Source organism: Pseudomonas sp. LD120 (assembly GCF_009861525.1).
Lineage (GTDB): Bacteria > Pseudomonadota > Gammaproteobacteria > Pseudomonadales > Pseudomonadaceae > Aquipseudomonas.
In genome coordinates, this window is sequence record NZ_WVHL01000005.1 from 3,132,481 (window position 1) to 3,150,941 (window position 18,461).

General features: G+C 63.8%; 15 protein-coding genes and 1 pseudogene. 3 read left to right on the forward strand and 13 right to left on the reverse strand.

All coding sequences use genetic code 11. The features are described 5' to 3' along the window. Positions 1–4 precede the first annotated feature (4 nt). From PLD_RS28800 to PLD_RS28810, 3 genes are read right to left on the reverse strand one after another with little or no spacing between them, the layout of a single operon-like run. Positions 5–1,318, reverse strand: a complete 1,314-nt coding sequence (locus PLD_RS28800; protein WP_159898083.1) for a dihydrolipoamide acetyltransferase family protein — start codon at positions 1,316–1,318, stop codon at positions 5–7. Continuing rightward, positions 1,319–2,377 carry an alpha-ketoacid dehydrogenase subunit beta gene (locus tag PLD_RS28805; protein ID WP_123725672.1) on the reverse strand — a complete coding sequence of 353 codons (1,059 nt, stop codon included), beginning with the start codon at positions 2,375–2,377 and terminating at the stop codon, positions 1,319–1,321. A 1-nt stretch (position 2,378) separates the two neighbouring features. Next, positions 2,379–3,614, reverse strand: a complete 1,236-nt coding sequence (locus PLD_RS28810) for a 3-methyl-2-oxobutanoate dehydrogenase (2-methylpropanoyl-transferring) subunit alpha (protein WP_159898084.1) — start codon at positions 3,612–3,614, stop codon at positions 2,379–2,381. 196 nt (positions 3,615–3,810) lie between these two features. Here PLD_RS28810 and bkdR point away from each other — a divergent pair, with 196 nt between their 5' ends. Continuing rightward, the gene (gene bkdR, locus PLD_RS28815; protein ID WP_159898085.1) at positions 3,811–4,299 is read left to right on the forward strand and encodes a Bkd operon transcriptional regulator BkdR; all 489 of its coding nucleotides are present in this window, start codon (positions 3,811–3,813) and stop codon (positions 4,297–4,299) included. 3 nt (positions 4,300–4,302) lie between these two features. Here bkdR and PLD_RS28820 read toward each other — a convergent pair whose 3' ends face one another. Next, the gene (locus tag PLD_RS28820) at positions 4,303–5,508 is read right to left on the reverse strand and encodes an HD-GYP domain-containing protein (protein WP_159898086.1); all 1,206 of its coding nucleotides are present in this window, start codon (positions 5,506–5,508) and stop codon (positions 4,303–4,305) included. A 246-nt stretch (positions 5,509–5,754) separates the two neighbouring features. Then, a pseudogene (locus tag PLD_RS30885) lies at positions 5,755–5,952 on the reverse strand (methyl-accepting chemotaxis protein); the annotation flags it as partial. Between the two features lie 444 nt (positions 5,953–6,396). On the opposite strand from PLD_RS30885, the gene PLD_RS28830 reads away from it, so the two are divergent. Then, a complete protein-coding gene (locus PLD_RS28830) occupies positions 6,397–7,881 on the forward strand; it encodes a DASS family sodium-coupled anion symporter (RefSeq protein WP_159898087.1) in 1,485 nt (494 codons plus the stop codon). 177 nt (positions 7,882–8,058) lie between these two features. Here PLD_RS28830 and copD read toward each other — a convergent pair whose 3' ends face one another. From copD to PLD_RS28860, 6 genes are all read right to left on the reverse strand, one after another. Further along, positions 8,059–8,934 (reverse strand): copper homeostasis membrane protein CopD, encoded by an 876-nt coding sequence (copD, locus tag PLD_RS28835; protein WP_159898088.1) that lies wholly within the window; start codon positions 8,932–8,934, stop codon positions 8,059–8,061. Positions 8,935–8,937: 3 nt separating this feature from the next. Continuing rightward, on the reverse strand, positions 8,938–9,306 hold the full coding sequence (gene copC / locus PLD_RS28840) for a copper homeostasis periplasmic binding protein CopC (protein ID WP_159898089.1): 369 nt from the start codon (positions 9,304–9,306) through the stop codon (positions 8,938–8,940). Positions 9,307–9,434: 128 nt separating this feature from the next. After that, positions 9,435–10,394, reverse strand: a complete 960-nt coding sequence (locus PLD_RS28845) for an AraC family transcriptional regulator (RefSeq protein ID WP_159898090.1) — start codon at positions 10,392–10,394, stop codon at positions 9,435–9,437. 57 nt (positions 10,395–10,451) lie between these two features. Then, positions 10,452–12,806, reverse strand: a complete 2,355-nt coding sequence (locus PLD_RS28850) for a glycoside hydrolase family 3 C-terminal domain-containing protein (RefSeq protein WP_159898091.1) — start codon at positions 12,804–12,806, stop codon at positions 10,452–10,454. 18 nt (positions 12,807–12,824) lie between these two features. Beyond that, positions 12,825–14,195, reverse strand: coding sequence for an MFS transporter (locus tag PLD_RS28855; RefSeq protein ID WP_159898092.1), 1,371 nt, complete (start codon positions 14,193–14,195; stop codon positions 12,825–12,827). 132 nt (positions 14,196–14,327) lie between these two features. Continuing rightward, positions 14,328–14,762: a GNAT family N-acetyltransferase gene (locus PLD_RS28860; RefSeq protein ID WP_159898093.1), complete on the reverse strand. Its 435-nt coding sequence runs from the start codon at positions 14,760–14,762 to the stop codon at positions 14,328–14,330. A 264-nt stretch (positions 14,763–15,026) separates the two neighbouring features. On the opposite strand from PLD_RS28860, the gene PLD_RS28865 reads away from it, so the two are divergent. Continuing rightward, positions 15,027–15,647 carry a TetR/AcrR family transcriptional regulator gene (locus PLD_RS28865; RefSeq protein ID WP_159898094.1) on the forward strand — a complete coding sequence of 207 codons (621 nt, stop codon included), beginning with the start codon at positions 15,027–15,029 and terminating at the stop codon, positions 15,645–15,647. 95 nt (positions 15,648–15,742) lie between these two features. Here PLD_RS28865 and preA read toward each other — a convergent pair whose 3' ends face one another. Together preA and PLD_RS28875 are read right to left on the reverse strand one after the other, a co-directional pair. Further along, entirely contained in the window at positions 15,743–17,017 is a 1,275-nt protein-coding gene (gene preA / locus PLD_RS28870; protein ID WP_159898095.1) for an NAD-dependent dihydropyrimidine dehydrogenase subunit PreA, read from the reverse strand. Continuing rightward, positions 17,018–18,385 carry an NAD(P)-dependent oxidoreductase gene (locus PLD_RS28875; protein WP_159898237.1) on the reverse strand — a complete coding sequence of 456 codons (1,368 nt, stop codon included), beginning with the start codon at positions 18,383–18,385 and terminating at the stop codon, positions 17,018–17,020. Between the last annotated feature and the right edge of the window lie 76 nt (positions 18,386–18,461).

Below are 18,461 nucleotides of genomic sequence, written 5' to 3' on the forward strand. Positions count from 1 at the left end.
AAAGTCAGTCCACAAACAGCGTGGCGGGTTGTTCGAGCAGGCCGCGAATGGCCTGGATGAATTGCGCAGCGTCCATGCCGTCGACCACCCGGTGATCGAAGGAGCTGGAGAGGTTCATCATCTTGCGGATCACGATCTGGCCCTTGATCACCATCGGCCGCTCGACGATGCGGTTGACCCCGACAATCGCCACTTCCGGCAGGTTCAGCACCGGGGTGCTGACGATTCCGCCCAGGGCGCCGAGGCTGGTGAGGGTGATGGTGGAACCGGACAGTTCATCCCGGGCCGCCTTGCCGCTGCGGGCCGCCTTGGCCAGGCGCGAGATTTCCTCGGCGTTGCCCCACAGGCTGCGGGCTTCGGCGTGACGCACCACCGGCACCATCAGGCCGACGTCGCTCTGGGTGGCGACCCCGACATGCACCGCGCCGTGGCGGGTGATGACCTGGGCTTCGTCGTCGTAGCGCGCGTTGATCTGCGGGAAGTCGCGCAGGGCGACGACCATGGCCCGCACCAGGAATGGCAGCAGGGTCAGCTTGCCGCGAGTGCCGCCGTGCTTTTCATTGAGGTGGATGCGCAGCTCTTCCAGGGCGGTGACGTCCACTTCCTCGACATAGCTGAAGTGCGCGGCGCGGTGCTTGGATTCCTGCATGCGCTGGGCGATCTTGCGGCGCATGCCGATCACCTGGATCTGCTCTTCGTCGTGGCGTTCGGCATAACCAGCGCCCGGTGCCGAGTAACCCTTGAGCGGTTGGCTGTCCTGGGCCAGGTAGGCCTCCAGGTCTTGGTGCAGGATGCGCCCGGCCGGGCCGCTGCCTTGCACCAGGCGCAACTGGATGCCCAGGTCCAGGGCGTGCTTGCGCACGGCGGGCGAGGCCAGGGGGCGTTCGTCGGCCTGGCGCGCCACCGGCGCCTGGGGAGCAGGGCGGCAGGCTGCTTGGCTGACGACGGCTTGTTCCACCTTGGGTGCTTCGACCACTGGCGCGTCGACCACCGGCGCGGCAGCCGGCTGATTGATAGCGTCCGGCGCTATTGCCGCCGGTGCGGCGGCCTGGGCGGATTCCTTGAGGTTGCCCGCGCCTTCGACTTCGATGCTGATGAGGATGCTGCCCACCGCCATCACTTCACCGGGTTCGCCACCCAGGGCAATGACCGTGCCGTGCACCGGGGAGGGGATGTCGACCATCGCCTTGTCGGTCATCACGTCCGCCAGGACCTGATCTTCCACCACCTGGTCGCCGACCTTTACGTGCCACTGCGCCAGTTCCACTTCCGCGATGCCTTCGCCGATGTCCGGCATCTTGATAACGTGCGTGCCCATTCAGACCTCCATGACCCGTTGCAGCGCCGCGCCCACTCGGGACGGCCCTGGGAAATATGCCCACTCCTGCGCGTGGGGATACGGCGTATCCCAACCAGTGACGCGCTCGATCGGGGCTTCCAGGTGGTGGAAGCAGTGTTCCTGTACCAGCGATACCAGCTCGGCGCCGAACCCGCAGGTCCGGGTGGCTTCGTGCACCACCACGCAACGGCCGGTCTTCTTCACCGACTTGACGATGGTGTCCAGATCCAGCGGCCACAGGCTGCGCAGGTCGATGACCTCGGCGTCGATGCCGGTTTCCTCGGCCGCCACTTGCGACACATAGACCGTGGTGCCGTAGGTGAGGACGGTGACGTCCTTGCCCGGGCGGGTGATGGCCGCCACGTCCAGCGGCACCTTGTAGTAGCCGTCTGGCACCTGAGCCGCCGGGTGTTTCGACCAGGGGGTTACCGGGCGATCGTGGTGGCCATCGAACGGGCCGTTGTACAGGCGCTTGGGTTCGAGGAAGATCACCGGGTCATCGTTCTCGATGGAGGCGATCAGCAGGCCCTTGGCGTCGTAGGGGTTGGACGGCATCACGGTGCGCAGGCCGCAGACCTGGGTGAACATCGCCTCGATGCTCTGGCTGTGGGTCTGGCCGCCGTAGATGCCGCCGCCGCAAGGCATGCGCAGGGTCATCGGCGCGGTGAACTGGCCGGCGGAGCGATAACGCAGGCGCGCGGCTTCGGAAATGATCTGGTCGGAAGCCGGGTAGACGTAGTCGGCGAACTGGATTTCCGCCACCGGGCGCAGGCCGTAGGCGCCCATGCCGATGGCCGCGCCGACGATGCCGCTTTCCGAGATCGGCGCGTCGAACACTCGCGAGGTGCCGTACTTGGCCTGCAGGCCCTCGGTGCAGCGGAACACACCGCCGAAGTAACCGACGTCCTGGCCGAACACCACGACGTTGTCGTCACGCTCAAGCATCACATCCATGGCCGAGCGCAGGGCCTGGATCATGGTCATGGTGGTGGTGGTCATGGCGGTTTCCAGCTGAATATTGTTGTTGTGATCGTTCATGTCAGATCCCCAGTTCCTGGCGTTGGCGCTTGAGGTGTTCGGGCATGTCCTTGTAGACATCCTCGAACATGGTCGCGGCGCTGGGGATCTGGCCGCCGGCCAGGGTGCCGTACTGCTCGGCTTCCTTCTGCGCGGCGATGACCTGGGCTTCGAGCTCGGCGCTGACCGCGGTGTGTTCCTCTTCGGACCACTGGCCAATCTTGATCAGGTGCTGCTTGAGGCGGGCAATCGGATCGCCCAGGGGGAAGTGGCTCCAGTCGTCGGCCGGGCGGTACTTCGACGGATCGTCGGAGGTGGAGTGCGGGCCGGCGCGGTAGGTCACCCACTCGATCAGGGTCGGCCCGAGGTTGCGCCGGGCGCGTTCGGCGGCCCAGCGCGAGGCGGCATAGACCGCGATGAAATCGTTGCCGTCGACCCGCAGGGAAGCGATGCCACAGCCCACGCCGCGGCCGGCGAAGGTGGTGGCTTCACCGCCGGCAATGGCCTGGAAGGTGGAGATCGCCCACTGGTTGTTGACCACGTTGAGGATCACCGGCGCGCGATAGACGTGGGCGAAGGTCAGGGCGGTGTGGAAGTCCGATTCGGCAGTGGCGCCGTCGCCGATCCAGGCCGAGGCGATCTTGGTATCGCCTTTGATCGCCGAGGCCATGCCCCAGCCCACGCCCTGCACGAACTGGGTCGCCAGGTTACCGGAGATGGTGAAAAAGCCGGATTCCTTCACCGAGTACATGATCGGCAACTGGCGCCCCTTGAGCGGATCGCGCTCGTTGGACAGCAGTTGGCAGATCATCTCCACCAGCGGCACTTCCCGGGCCATCAGGATGCTCTGCTGGCGGTAGGTGGGGAAGCACATGTCGTCGATGTTCAGGGCCAGGGCCTGGGCACTGCCGATGGCTTCCTCGCCCAGGCTCTGCATGTAGAAGGACATTTTCTTCTGCCGCTGGGCAACCACCATGCGGTTGTCGAAGATCCGCGTCTTGAGCATGGCGCGCATGCCCTGGCGCAGGATCTGTAGCGGCACGTCGTCGGCCCAGTCACCCAGGGCGTTGCCCTGATCGTCGAGCACACGGATCAGGCCGCGGGCCAGGTCGGCGCAGTCGCCAGGTTCGATATCGATGGGAGGTTTGCGGGCCAGGCCGGCGTCGTTCAGACGCAGGTAGGTGAAGTCGGTCTTGCAGCCGGGACGGCCCGAGGGTTCGGGAACGTGCAGGCGTAGCGGTGCATACGCGGTGGTCATGGCTTTCTACGCTCGATCTTGTGGATTTCTTGTAATTGGGCGCGCTAGCTGACAGTCATTCCCTGGGTAAGGGAAATCTTGTCCTACAAACATCATAGGCTGGGCGTAGAAGAATATTTATCTCTGTTTCATTGCGCTGGAAGTTATTTGCAGATAAAAAATCTGCATAAACATAAAAAGAAGGTTGTTTTGTCTCATGCGCAAACTGGATCGTACCGACATCGGCATTCTCAACAGTCTTCAGGAGAATGCCCGCATCACCAACGCCGACCTCGCCCGTTCGGTGAACCTTTCACCCACGCCGTGCTTCAACCGGGTCAAGGCCATGGAAGAGCTGGGGCTGATCCGCGAGCAGGTGACCCTGCTGGATGCCGACCTCTTGGGGCTGCACGTCAACGTGTTCATTCACGTCAGCCTGGAGAAGCAGGTGGAAGAGGCGTTGCAGCACTTCGAAGAGGCCATCGCCGACCGCCCGGAGGTCATGGAGTGCTACCTGATGGCGGGTGATCCGGACTACCTGATCCGAGTGCTGGTGCCCAGCATCCAGGCCCTGGAGCGGTTCATGATGGACTTTCTGACCAAGGTCCCGGGGGTGGCCAACATCCGTTCCAGCTTTGCCCTCAAGCAGGTGCGCTACAAGACTGCGCTGCCGCTGCCGGCCAACGGGTTGACCCTGGGCAGTTGAGGCTCAGGCGGGAACGCCGTTCCAGAGCCGGTCCAGGTTTTTGAACTCCCAGTCCTCCGGGGCTTCGCGCGCCACGATGCGGTCTTGGCCGTGGATCCTGGCCAGGTCGACCACGTGCTGTTCCAGGTGCAGGTTGGAGCGGGTGGAGAAGAACACCCGGACCTTGGGCGTCAGCAACGACTTGGGGTTTTGTTCGATCACCACCGCCAGGCGCCCGCTCTCCAGGCGCACCAGGGCTCCCACCGGATAGATACCCACGCTCTTGACGAAGGCCTGGAACACCCGCTGATCGAAATGGCCTTTCCAGGTGGACATGCGCTGGATCGCTTCGGCCGGGTCCCAGCCACGGTTGTAGGGACGATTGGAGGTCACCGCGTCGTACACATCGCAGACCGCGCCCATCTGCGCGAACAGGCTGATCTGGTTGCCGGCCAGACGGTGCGGATAGCCCGAGCCGTCGGCCTTTTCGTGGTGATGCAGGCACACATCCAGAACCAGTGCATCCACATCGTGGCTTTGACGCAGGATCGCGCCGCCGGCTTCGGGGTGCAGCTTGACCCGCTCGAATTCGCTTTCCGAGAGCTTGTGCGGTTTGTTCAGAATAGTGTCGGGGATGGTCAGCTTGCCCACGTCATGCAACAAGCCGGCAATGCCCGCCAGGCGAATGTAGTCCTCGGACAGACCCAACTGGCGCGCGGTGGCGATCATCAACGCACACACCGCTACCGAGTGCATGTAGGTGTAGTCGTCGCTGGTCTTGAGCCGCGCCAGGCTGATCAGTGCATTGGGGTGGCGCATCACCGACTCGGCGATCTGCGTCACCAATTCCTCGGCGTGTTGCACCTCCAGGGCCTGGCCCATGCGCACTTCCTGGAACATCGCCATTACCGCCTGGCGCGACAGGGCGCAGATTTTTAACGCCCGCGCGACTTCATCGCTCATGCTCACTCGCGCCGTGGCCCTGGCAGGCTCGGCAGGTTGTACTCGCTGAGCGGCGGGTGAGTGCGAGACCGGTGCGGCAGGCAGGTCGCGGCCCTTGGCGGAATCGATCCACAGGCTGCTCAGGTTTGAGCGTTGCAGGCGCCGCAAGTCTTCGCGGCTGTTGAGAACGAAGCCTGCTTTCCAGAACGAATGGTCCAGCCAGGAACCACAGAATTGATGGATGTACATGCCCAATTGCAGTTGTTCGATCGAGATCAATTTCAGCATGACCAATACTCTCCCTCAGGACGCCTGACCATCGTCGGTACGCCGGCTCCTACGGGTCACGTGGACGAGTGTAGGCACTAGCTTGCCACCGAACGGCGTCAGCGCGTCCGCTTTTCTACCTGACCTCTTCGCGGGTCTGGGCTTGTCTTACCGCGAGCAGCGAGTCACCGGCGGGTTCAGGCTCGCGGCCAGTGTCGACAGCTGGCCGCTGGCCACCGACGTCTGGCTGGCGTCCTCGCGGCTTTGTTGCATCCACAGCATGGCCGTGTTCGAACCACTCTGAATGCCCTGGATCATGGTCTCGACCTCCTGGGTCGAGACTTGGGTGCGATGGGCCAGGGCGCGCACTTCGTCGGCCACCACGGCAAAACCACGACCCTGCCTGCCGGCTCGGGCGGCTTCGATGGCGGCGTTGGGGGCCAGCAGGTTGGTCTGTGCAGCGATGGTTTGGCGCTTGCTGGGCAGCCCGTTGGTGTGCAGGTCCGCCGCGGGGTCACGGATCTGCTCCATCCTCCACGGGGCCAGTCCACCGGGGCCAATCAGTAACAAGCCGATCGAGCCCAGGTTGAACGGTGTCCGCACGGTCGGTTTTATGTTTCTTGTCACCATAAGGTACCTGCTTGTCAGAAGGGGTAAGGCGAGGTGTCGATGCCCTCAGGATATGATGTCAATTTGATCTCATTGAAGTGAAAAATCTGTAGAAATGAAAAAAAACCTAGTCACAGGCACGGCGCTGGCCCCTCCGAGTCTTTGAAAAACGCCCGAAAATCGCGGCTTTAACCGCGTTCTAGAGCTGTTGCGGCGTTTCCGGCTTGACCTCTATCAAGGCGTTCAGGCGAATCTGCCGGCATCCTTTGCCCGCCCACCCGGAGAAGGAACACCCTACCGATGAATGCCCCTGTGAATCACACTAGCGAGCCTCGGGCGCGCTTGCCCGTCGGCCTGTTGATCGGCGTCTTGGCGCTGGTCGCCGTACTTTTGCTGCCACTGCCCGCCGACCTGCCGGTGGCCGGGCAGCGCATGCTGGCAATTCTCGCCTTCGCGGTGGTGGTGTGGATCAGCGAAGCGGTGTCCTACGAGGCCAGCGCCATCATGATCACCGCGCTGATGGCCTTTCTCATCGGCACCGCGCCGACCCTGCAGGACCCGACCCAGCTTTATGGCAGCTCGGCGGCCATCAGCCTGGCCCTGACCGGGTTCTCCAACTCGGCCCTGGCCCTGGTGGCCGGAGCCCTGTTCATCGCCGCCGCCATGACCCACACCGGGCTGGACCGACGCATCGCCCTGGTGACCCTGAACCGGGTCGGCACCAGCACCCGACGCATCCTGCTGGGGGCCATCGCGGTGACCATTGTGCTCAGCCTGTTGGTGCCCAGCGCCACGGCCCGCAGTGCCTGCGTGGTGCCGATCATGATGGGGGTGATTGCCGCGTTCGGTGTCGACAAACGCTCCAACATCGCCGCCGGACTGATGATTGTCGTGGCCCAGGGCACCAGCATCTGGAACGTCGGGATCCAGACCGCCGCAGCGCAGAACCTGCTGACCGGGGGCTTCATGGAGAAAATGCTCGGCCAGCGGGTGTCTTGGCTCGATTGGCTGATCGCCGGCGCGCCCTGGGCGGTGATCATGTCCCTGGTGCTGCTGTGGCTGGTGCTGAAACTGCTGCCGCCGGAAACCGACAGCATCCCCGGCGGCAAGGAGGCGGTGGCCCAGTCCCTGGTGGACATCGGGCCCATGACCGGCCCGCAGAAGCGTTTGCTGACGGTATCGCTGTTACTGCTTGTGGCCTGGTCCACCGAAGGCAAGCTGCACCCCTTCGATACCACGACCACCACCTACGCCGGGCTGGTGATCCTGCTGCTGCCACGCATCGGCATCATGACCTGGAAGGACGTGCAGTCGCGCATTCCCTGGGGCACGGTGATCGTCTTCGGGGTCGGCATCAGCCTCGGCTCGGCATTGCTCAGCACCCAGGCCGGGCAATGGCTGGGCACTCAGGTGGTGGCCCGCACCGGACTCGACCAACTGGGGCCGCTGGCGGTATTCGCGATTCTTGGTGCCTTCCTGATCCTGATTCACCTAGGGTTCGCCAGCGCCACGGCCCTGACATCGGCCTTGCTGCCTATCCTGATCGCCGTGTTGCAGACCTTGCCCGGTGAGTTCAACCGTTTGGGCATGACCATGCTTCTGGGCTTTGTCGTCAGCTATGGCTTTATCCTGCCGATCAACGCGCCGCAGAACATGGTCTGCCTGGGCACCGAGACCTTCAATGCACGGCAGTTTGCCAAGGTTGGGCTGCTGTTGACGCTGATCGGCTACCTGCTGATGCTGGTGTTCGCCATGACCTGGTGGAAATGGCTGGGCTGGATGTGAGGACTGGGCTGTACCTCACCGTGACCCGCTGAACCCCCGGGTCACGCTGCCGGCCAGGCGCGCCTTGCCCTGGCCGTCCCAGTTCACCTTCTTTGCGCATCTTGTATGGCGCCGCCTTCATAGCCCACTGCTGCCCACCAACCAAGACCCTAGCCCTGTGGGGCGCGACGCCGCAGACTATGCCGCCTGCATCGGCGGCAAGATGCCGAGCAGCGAGACCGCGGCGACGGCGGTCACGCCCAGCAGCCATTCCACTTGCACGCTGGTGCGCAGGCTTGCCAGGCGCTGGTCACAGCCGCGAATCCGCAGGCGATTGAACAGCGCCAGCCCCAACATCCCCGCCACCAGCAGCACTTTGATCAGCAGGATCAGGGCAAAGCCGCTGAACAATGGAGTCGGCCACCACTGTCCGCTGAGTACCCGGACGTTGATCAGACCGCTCACCAGCAACCCCGCCACTAGGACGTAGCCCACACCGCTAAAGCGTCTCAACAACGGCTCGATCGAGGCGCCGGCCGGTTGCCGCAACAACCGCAACAGCACCAGCAACCCTCCCAGCCAGAGGCCGGCAGTGCTTAGGTGCACGATCTGATTGAGGATCAGCAACTGTCCTGGCACGCCATCGAGCATAGCGCCATGGCCCACCGGGGCCAGGGTCGCCAGTAGCAAAGCGCCAAGGCCCAGTTGCAGCGGTAGGCGCTGGCCCAGAGGCGTGAGCAGCAGGCCCAGCAGGAGCAGGTTGAGCAGCAAGTGCCAGGTCCAGACCCAGCCGAAAAAGGTCTTGCTCAGTACCAACTGCAAGGTCACCGGGTTCAGCGCCGCCGACCAGGTCCCGGTCATGCTGGCGGTGATCAGCGCCAGCCAGCACAAGCCGCTGCCCAGGCCGATCAGGGTCAGCCAGCGACTGAGCCGGTCCAGTTGCCGATGCAGGGCGTTCCAGGGACTCGATTGCGCATCGCGCCCCAGCAGCAACGGGCGAAACACCCAGGCACCCACCAGGGTCAACACCGCCGCAAAGTGCACGAAGCGGCACAGCACCAGCCACGTCGCCACGGGTTACGGGCTCACCTTGAAGCTGTAGCGGCCTTCGCTCTTGTGAGTGTCCACCGACACCGCGTGCCATTCCACCTTGTACTCGCCGGCGCGCAGCGGCGTGGCGGCCGGGGTGACGATCAGGGTTTTCTTGTCCGCACCTTCGGTGGCCAGGTCTTTTACTTCGACCGGGGCGCCGCCCTGGCTGATTTTCACTTGAGTGAAGGCCGCCTCCACGCCTTCGCTGAACACCAGGCGCAGTTCGTTGGGCGCGCTCACGTTGCTGTCGGCCGCCGGCGTCGAGCTTTTCAGGTGGGCATGGGCGATTGCCGACGAAGCGGCGAGCAGCGAGGTGAGCAGGGCGGTGGCATTGAGCAGGTTTTTCAGCGACATGGTCAGGTACCTGATGAACAGTGGAGGGTAATAGGCCACGACTGGCGGCGACTAAAAAGGCCGAGGGCGGACTTTCGGCCGCGTCCCAATCCGTGGGCGGCGCCAGTGTACATCGAAGCCGCCGCGGATCAGGAAGCCCGTGGCGGATCGGCGTCGAGCAACCCGAGGATCTGGCTGTCCCACTCCAGGCAGCGAAAGTCCCGGCCGGCATCCCGGTAATCCCGTTGCAATTGCGACAGGTACTGCTTGCGGTACTCGCTGGGCGTCAGGGCGCAGTGGTTGCGAAATGCTGCGATCAACTGCTTGTGCTCGCTGAAGCCGCAGCTGTAGCAGATTTCGGTGATCGGCAGCTGGGTGTTTTTCAGCAGGAAGCGCGCGCGGTTGACCCGCACCTGCGCCAGGTAGTCCTTGAAGTTGCAGCCGTTAACCTTTTTGAACAGCTTGGAGAAGTGGTGGTAGCTGAGGTTGGCCTGGGCGGCGACTTCCGCCAGGGGCAGTTCCCGTTGGTAATGGCGGTTGATGTAGTCGATGCAGTGCCTGATCAACTGCTGGTCCTTGCTGCGCAGGTTCAGCCGTGCCGGTTCCCGGGGCGCGGCACTGGCCTGGTGCAGGCTGGACAGCAGCAGGTAGATCAACGCGGTACGGCGCAAGGCATCGCCCTCGGCATCGTCCAGGTCATGCGCCACCAGTTGCCTGAGGGCCGCCTTGATCTGACGGTCGCGCGGGCGGTACTGGCTGGCATCCGGCACTTGATAGTCGATGTGCAGGCCGGGCTGCAATTGCTCGAACAGGTGCGGTGAGAATTGCACCGTGAGCAACTGACTGTCGGCTTCCAGGGCCTGCAGTTCATGGCTGCGTTCGGGGTTGATGTACAGCATGCCGCCGGGGCCCAGGTGCTGGCTGTGCGGGTCGACGCTGACCAAAAAGCGGCCCTTGAGCACGCAGATCAGTTCGGCGGCGGCATGCCAGTGGGCCTCGCAGCGATGCACCTGGGCGGCAAACAGGTTGATCTGCTGCCGGTCGAACTCCACCAGCTCATGCCCGGGGCCGGCACTCGGGGCAGGACGGGTCATGGAAAATGGCAGCATCGGGCATCCTCGAATCAGCGGCGTCGGTTTGCGGACTGTACCCGAACCGGCACCGGGTCATGCCGGGGCGTCCACTTCCAGGGCCGCCGCCAGTTCTTCACGGGAGATGTCCAGTTCGAGCATTTCCGTAAGGGTGATCAGCAAGCCGCAGAACAGCTCCGGGGCGATCTTGCGCAGCGTTTCCTGTACCTGTTGCTCCGCCAGTCCGCTCTTGTGCGCCACCAGCCGCGCCACCTGCTGGAACAGCACCGGGTTGTCCAGCAGTTGCACCAAGGAGCTGTGAATGTTGAGCGGCGGATACAGGGTTGGTGCCTGCACCTGGACCTCGGCCAACAGCTCGATGTGCCGCGAGGACCCGCCAACCCGCAGCTGGTATTCGCCGCTGTCCACCACCCAGCGGGCCAGGGCCGGGTCGTAGTAGGCGAAATCCTCCCAGTCCAGATGCAGTTCGACCCAGGCGCTCTGGCCCGGCTCCAGGGCCATCTTGGCAAATGCCTTGAGGGCCTGGACTTCCCGGGGCAGGCGACAGGTTGGCGGGGCCAGGTACAGCTGCACCACTTCCTTGCCGAAGCGCTCGCCCTGGTTGGTGATCTCCACGCTGACCGTCAGCCGCTGCCCGGGTGTCAGGCGGCTGCTGGAAAGGCGGATTGCCCGGTACTCGAAACAGGTGTAGCTGAGGCCGAAGCCGAACGGGAACAGCGGCTCCAGGCGGCGCTTGTCGTAGTAGCGGTAACCGACGAACAGGCCTTCGCTGTAGCGCTGTTGCAGGTTTTCGCCGGGGTAGGTGAGAAACGCTGGGGTTTCTTCCAGGCTATTGGGCACGCTGACGGTAAGTTTGCCGCTGGGGTTGATCAGGCCAAACAGCGCCTGGGCCACGGCGCGGCCCATGCCTTGGCCGGCAAAGAAGGTTTCCAGTACGGCTTTGGCCTGCCCCAGCCAGGGCATGACCACGGCGTCGCTATTGGCCAGGACCACGACGATATTGGCCTGAACCTTGGCCACTTCGTCGATCAGTCGCTCGTGAGTGGGGAGAATGTCCAGGTGCTGGCGGTCGCCGTTTTCTCCGTCTTCGCCCACCGCGGTACTGACGAACAGGATCGCCACATCGGCGGCGCGGGCGGTCTCCAGGGCCAGGGCCAGGTCGGCGGGGTCCAGTTGCTGGTCGTCTGTCGCGCCCACCGCATAGTGGATCTCGAAGGACTCGGCTCCCAGTTCGAAGATCTCGTCCAGAGGCCGGTCCAGAAGGTAGGGACGGGTGGTGGCGCACCCCGAGCCCTGGATCACCGGCTCCTGGGCCGGCTTGCCCAGCACTGCGATACGCGGGGTTTTCTTCGGACACAGGGGCAGCAACTGGTCCTGGTTCTTCAGCAACACCAGGGATTCGGCTGCCAGGGTCTGGGCCAACCGGTGATGGGCGTTGAAATCCGCCCGGGTATCGGGCTTGCGGCCGCGCTGTACCTTGTCGATCAGCTCCAGCATGCGCCGACAGGAGCGGTCGAGAACATCGCTGGGGATCTGCCCCAGCTCAATGGCGTGCAGTAGCTCGCGCTGGTCGCGGCGGCTCTCGGGCATGGCCAGGTCATTGCCCGCCAGCAGCGCTGCCGGACGGTCCTTGATGCCATACCAGTCGGATATCACCAGTCCCGGGTACTGCCACTCGTGGCGTAGCACTTGGGTCAGCAACCATGAGTGTTCAGCCGTCTGTACCCCGTTGAGGCGGTTATAGGACGACATCAAGGTCCACGGCTGGGCGCGGTCAATGGCCCGCTTATAGCCGGCCAGATAGATTTCTCGCAGTGCGCGCTCATCCACCACCGAGTCCATTTCCGTGCGTCGGTACTCCGAGTTGTTGCAGGCGAAATGCTTGAGGCTGGCGCCTACGCCTTGATCCTGCAGGCCGTTGATCAGGGCCCCGGCCAGTTCACCACTGAGGATCGGGTCCTCGGAATAGTATTCATAGCCGCGTCCGGCCAAAGGCGTGCGGCGGATGTTGATCCCCGGGCCCAGCAACAGGCCGACGCCGAAGTGCTGGCATTCCACCCCTAGGGCCTGGCCCATGCGGTACAGCAGGTCCAGGTCCCAGGAGCAGGCCAGACTGGAACCGTTGGGAAAGCAGGTAGCAGGTTTTGATGGGCTGAACAGCGCTTCGGAACCGCTGGCCTGTGACGGCTGCCCGGGCATTTCGCCGGAGTTCTGGTTCACCACTTGGATAAAATCCTCGAAGCTCCAACTGGCACCGTCCTCGATCTGTCCTGTGCTGTAGCGCACGCCGTAGGTGCCGTCGGTCATGATGAAGTCTTCGAGGCCCAGATGGTCCAGGCGCGCGCTGCGCCACAGGCCCTGTCCGCTGAGCAGCTTGACTTTGTCGGCGGCGCTCATCCGAGCCAACAACCGGGAGTGAGAATCGGGCATGGGGCTGGCTCCTTGAGGTCAGCGGACTGGGGCTGCTTGCTTGCGTTGTTCGATACGCTGCAGCAGGTTGCGGTAGGTCTGTTCGTCCAGGGGGTAGAGCAGCACGAAGACCAAACCCAGGGCGAACATCAGTGCCGGCACCAGGGTCATCATCAGGGTAATGGCGTTGATCGCCTGGGCATTCACCTGCGCCGCCGAGTAGCCCGAAAGCTGCAGCAGCAGGCCGGCCAGGCCGCCGCCCAGGGCCATGGCAATCTTGGTCACGAAGTTGAAGAAGCCATAAATGGCGCCCTCGGCCCGGCAGCCGTTCTTCCACTCGGCGTACTCCACAGTGTCGGCGATCATTGACCACATGGCGACGAACCCGGCGCCCAGAGCGATGCTGTACAGGCCGATGCACAGCAGGGTCAGCGGCAAGTTGCCAGCGGCGAAGCCGTACTGCGTCAGCAGCCCGCCGATCCCCAGCAGCAATACCCCGAGGGTCATTTTCTTCTTGCCCAGCACGGCGATGAGTTTCTCCGACAGCACGGTGCCGAGGATGTAGGCGGCGGTCTGCAGGGCGAAGAACATTGGGCTGAAGCCCTCATCACCGATCACGTACTTGATGAAGTACACGGCCATGGCCATCCACAGCGTATAGGCGATGTAGAAGAACAGGGTGAACAGTGACAGGTGGATCAGGGGCAGGTTGTCGAGCACTGCCCGCAGCATCTCGCGGATCGACGGTGTCGGGCTGTCCTGGTCCGGGTCCACGCGTTCGCGAGTCATGCCAAAGCAGGCGATGAAGCAGAAGGTGGCCAGCAGGGAAAACAGGCTCACGGCGAAGACGTAGCCGTCCCTGGGGTCGGTGAACAGCGCCACCAGATGCTCGGCACATGTGGCCACGATCAGGTAGCCGATTACCGCCAGGACAAAGCGATACACCGACAGCGAAGCCCGGGAGCCCTCGTGCTGGGTCATGCGGTTGGTCAGCGCCGAGTAGGGCGTGTTGACCGTGGTATAGGCCAGGCAATAGAGGGTGTAGCTGACCAGCGCATAGGTGAATTTAAGCTCGATGTTCCAGGCGCTGAAGCACAGGATGCTCAGGCCTGCCAGGGGCAGGGTGCCGTACAGCAGGTAGGGGCGCAGCTTGCCGTGGCGGCTGCGAGTGCGGTCCACCCCGTAGCCGATGAGGAGGTTGAACAAGGCATCGACCACGCGGGCGATGACGAACACCAGGCTCGCCTCGGCGGCGGACAAGCCATAGATATCGGTATAGAAGTAGAGCAGGAACAGCGAGACGAAACCGAAAGACAGGTTGCTGGCCAGATCGCCCAGCCCGTAGCCGATCTTCTCCTTGGCACCTAGGACCACGTAGCTCGCGCAGATCCTGGCGGTTGGCGTATTCATTGTTGTTATCCGCGACAAGAGGAACCGTGATTCTAAGAATTCCACTCGCCGGACACTTGTCGTTATTTGTGCGAATACTGGGGCTTACTTGTGCGGTTGTCGGGGGAGGGACACTCCCCCGGCAAGGGGCGGTCAGGTGTTTTTCAGCTGCATGTGGATGATCGGAAACGGCCGGCCTTCGCCATCGGTTTCCGAGCGGCCGCAGTCGACGAAGCCGTAGTGACGATAGAAACCGTGGGCCTGTGGGTTCTGTTCATTGACGTCGACCTTGAGGCCGGGACGGCGAACGTGATCCAGAAGCGTTCGACCGATGCCCTGGCCGCGTTGGGCCGGTTCGATGAACAGCATCTGTACGGTGTCGTCGCTGGTGGCGATAAAGCCTGCGGGGCTGGCGTCGGGGTTTTCGAAGACCCAGGTTTCAAGGGCCGGCAGGTAGCTGTCGCGTACCAGCGGGTACAGGCGCTGGATGTCGTCTTCAGCAATAAAGTCATGGGTGGCGCGGACCGAACGCTCCCAGAGCGCGGTCAGCAGGGCGTCGTCCGCAGCGACGCGAGGGCGAATCTTCATGGGGGTATTCCATCGGTAACAGGACAGATGGCCGGCGATGGAGCAGGGCCGGCATTCGGGCAGAGGCCTGTATGCCCGTGTCGCGAATTAACGCCTGGACGGAGCACCGCAGTGGCTGCTGCAAATGAGCGGGAGGCCGATCCTACTCAATCCGGCCGGGCGGCGAAAGACCCATCGGCGGCGCGCAATGTCGCGGCCCTGACAGCCCCCGCAAGACCTGGGCGGATGCTAGTCTTGCCGCAGACTGTTTTCGTAGGAGCCCTCATGGGCAATCACAAGATCGAGATTCGTCGCAGCAACGTGGAAAAAATCCTCCTGGCGGCCGAGAAAATCTTCGCTGAAAAGGGCTATGCCGGGACCGCCATGGCCGACATCGCCGAAGAAGTGCAACTGCCGCGTTCCAACCTGCATTACTACTTCAGCACCAAGAACGAGCTGTACAGCGCCGTGCTCATGGACCTGCTGGAGGTGTGGAAGCAGGACGCCCTGTGCTTTGAAATGTTCGACGATCCGCGGGTGGTGCTCAGCAGCTACATCCGCGCCAAGATGCAGCATTCGCGCAGCCGGCCTTATGGCTCCAAGGTCTGGGCCAACGAAATCATCCATGGCGCGCCGACCCTGGGCGCGGCATTGGATGCCAGCCTGTACGACTGGGCGAAGATGAAGGAAGCGAAGATCCGCCAATGGGTCGAGGCTGGACGAATCTTGCCCGTGGAACCGTCGAGCCTGCTGTACATGATCTGGGCCTCGACCCAGCATTACGCCGACTTCGACCACCAGGTGATGATCCTCAACGACCATCAACCGTTATCGGATTTGCAATTCGAACGTGCGGTGCAGACCGTCACCCGCGTCATCCTGCGCGGCATCGGCCTGGAGCCCTGAGCAACATGCGAAGTTGCAATCCCTGTTGACCTCAAGAACGCCGCGAGCGTAGCGCTCGTTCGCAGCCTGCGGCAGCGGCTACAAGTGGTGCGGTGTTACACGGCTTCGCGGTAGGGATTGCGCGGGTCGTGCAGCCAGTCGAGGAAGGGCTTGCCCGTGTCCTGGGGCACCATTTCGATGCAGTCCTGCACCGGGCAGGTGATCTGGCACAGGTTGCAGCCCACGCACTCGTCGTCGATCACTGCATATTTATGGGTGCCGTCGGCCTGCCTTAGGCTGGCAATCGCCTGATGCGAGGTGTCTTCGCAGGCGATATGGCAGCGGCCGCAACCAATGCACGCCTGCTGGTCGATCTTGGCGATCACCTGATAGTTGATGTCCAGGTACTTCCAGTCGGTGGTGTTGCCCACCGCGCGCCCGGAGAAGTCCTGCAGGCTGTGGTAGCCCTGGCTGTCCATCCACCGCGACAGGCCGTCCTTCATCTCGTCGACGATGCGAAAGCCATGCAGCATCGCCGCCGTGCACACTTGCACCGCACCGCAGCCCAGGGCGACGAACTCCGCCGCATCGCGCCAGCTGCCGATGCCGCCAATGCCGCAGATCGGCAGGCCGCGGGTCTGCGGGTCACGGGCAATCTCGGCCACCATGTTCAGGGCAATCGGCTTGACCGCCGAGCCGCAGTAGCCGCCGTGGGTGCTCTGGCTGCCCACCATCGGGTGGGCCACCATGCGCTCCAGGTCGACGCTGGTGATGGAGTTGATGGTGTTGATCAGCGACACCGCGTCGGCCCCGCCGCGATGGGCGGCGCGGGCGGCCATGCGGATGTCGGTGATGTTTGGCGTCAGCTTGACGATCACCGGCAGCGAGCAATAGGTCTTGCACCAGCGGGTCACCTGCTCGACGTATTCCGGCACCTGGCCCACGGCTGCGCCCATGCCGCGTTCCGGCATGCCGTGGGGGCAGCCGAAGTTCAGCTCGATACCGTCGCAACCGGTGGCTTCCACCAGGGGCAGGATGGCTTTCCAGGATTCCTCGACGCAGGGCACCATCAGCGACACGATCAGTGCCCGGTCCGGCCAGTCCTTCTTCACCTGGGTGATTTCCTTGAGGTTGATCTCCAGGGAACGGTCGGTGATCAGCTCGATGTTGTTGATGCCCATCACTTCCCGGTTCGGTCCGAAATGCGCGGAATAACGGGACGAGACGTTGACCGCCGCCGGGTCCTCGCCGAGGGTTTTCCAGACCACGCCGCCCCAGCCGGCCTCGAAGGCGCGGACCACGTTGTAGGCCTTGTCGGTGGGCGGCGCGGAGGCCAGCCAGAATGGGTTGGGCGCCTTGATACCCGCAAAGACAATCGACAAATCGGCCATTTACGCAGCCTCCACATTGAGCATGAGTTGGGCATGCATGGCGTCTGCGGCCAGCTTGCCGTGTTGCACCGCCTGCACGGTGAGGTCCTGGCCGAGGCTGACGCAGTCGCCGCCGGCGTAGACCCCGGGAATGCTGGTGCGCAGCTGTTCGTCCACCTGGATACGTTCCCCGCAACGCTGCAGTTCCCGCGCCAGTGGATCGGCCAGGGCGCCGCCGTCGAACGACTGGCCGATGGCCTTGAAGATCGCGTCGGCCGCCAGCTCGAAGGTTTCCCCGGTGTGTTGCAAACGGCCTTCGTGCATGTGGGTGCGGGCGAAGCGCATGCCGCGCACCCGGCCCTGGTCATCCAGCAGCACCTGTTGCGGCGCGGCCCAGGTCAGCAGGCGCACCTGATTGGCCTTGGCGATTGCCTGCTCGTGCGCGGTGGCACCCATGTCCTCGACGCCCCGGCGGTACACCAGGTTGACGTCCCGGGCGCCGAGGCGGGTCATTTGCACCGCCATGTCGATGGCGGTGTTGCCGGCGCCGAGGACGATGCAGCGGTCGGCCAGGGGCAACTGGCTGAGGTCGTCGGCCTGACGCAGTTCGCGGATGTAGTCGGTGGCGGCCAGCAGCCCGGGAGCGTCTTCATGCTCCAGCCCCAGCTGCTTGCTGGCGGCCAGCCCGAGGCCGAGGAACACCGCGTCGAACTCCTGATGCAGTTGGCTCAGGCTCAGGTTGGCGCCGAGTTTGTGCCCGTGGCGGATCTCGATGCCGCCAATGCCCAGCAGAAACTCCAGCTCCCGTTGAGCGAAGTCGCCCACCAGCTTGTACTTGGCGATCCCGTATTCGTTGAGGCCGCCGGCTTTCTCCTGGGCTTCGAAAATCACCACGTCGTGGCCGTGCAGGGCGCTGCGGTGGGCGCAGGACAAACCGGCCGGGCCGGCGCCGACTACGGCAATGCGCTTGCCGGTGGGCGCGGCGCGCTGGAACGGGTGTTCGGTGAAGTGCGCGTTGTCCAGGGCATAGCGCTGCAGCAGGCCGATCAGTACCGGCGCGCACTCCTGGGCGTTGTTGCGCACGCAGGCCTGCTGGCAGAGGATTTCGGTGGGGCAGACCCTTGCGCAACTGCCGCCGAGGATATTGGCCGAGAGAATCTTCTGCGCCGCGCCCTGGACGTTGTCGGTGTGGATATTGCGGATGAATGACGGAATGTCGATCTCGCTGGGGCAAGCGTTGACGCAGGGCGCGTCGTAGCAATACAAACAGCGCGAGGCTTCCAGGTGGGCCTGGCGGGCATTGAGCGGCGGCGCCAGATCGCTGAAGTGACCGGCGAGGGTGGCGCCGTCCAGGGTCGGGTGGGGCAAGTGGTTCAAGGTCTTGATCACGGTATTGGCCTCACGGTTTTTCATCTGCCTCTGACGGGCATGGGGGTTCACGAAAAGCGTTCTGTCCTGCCGTCCT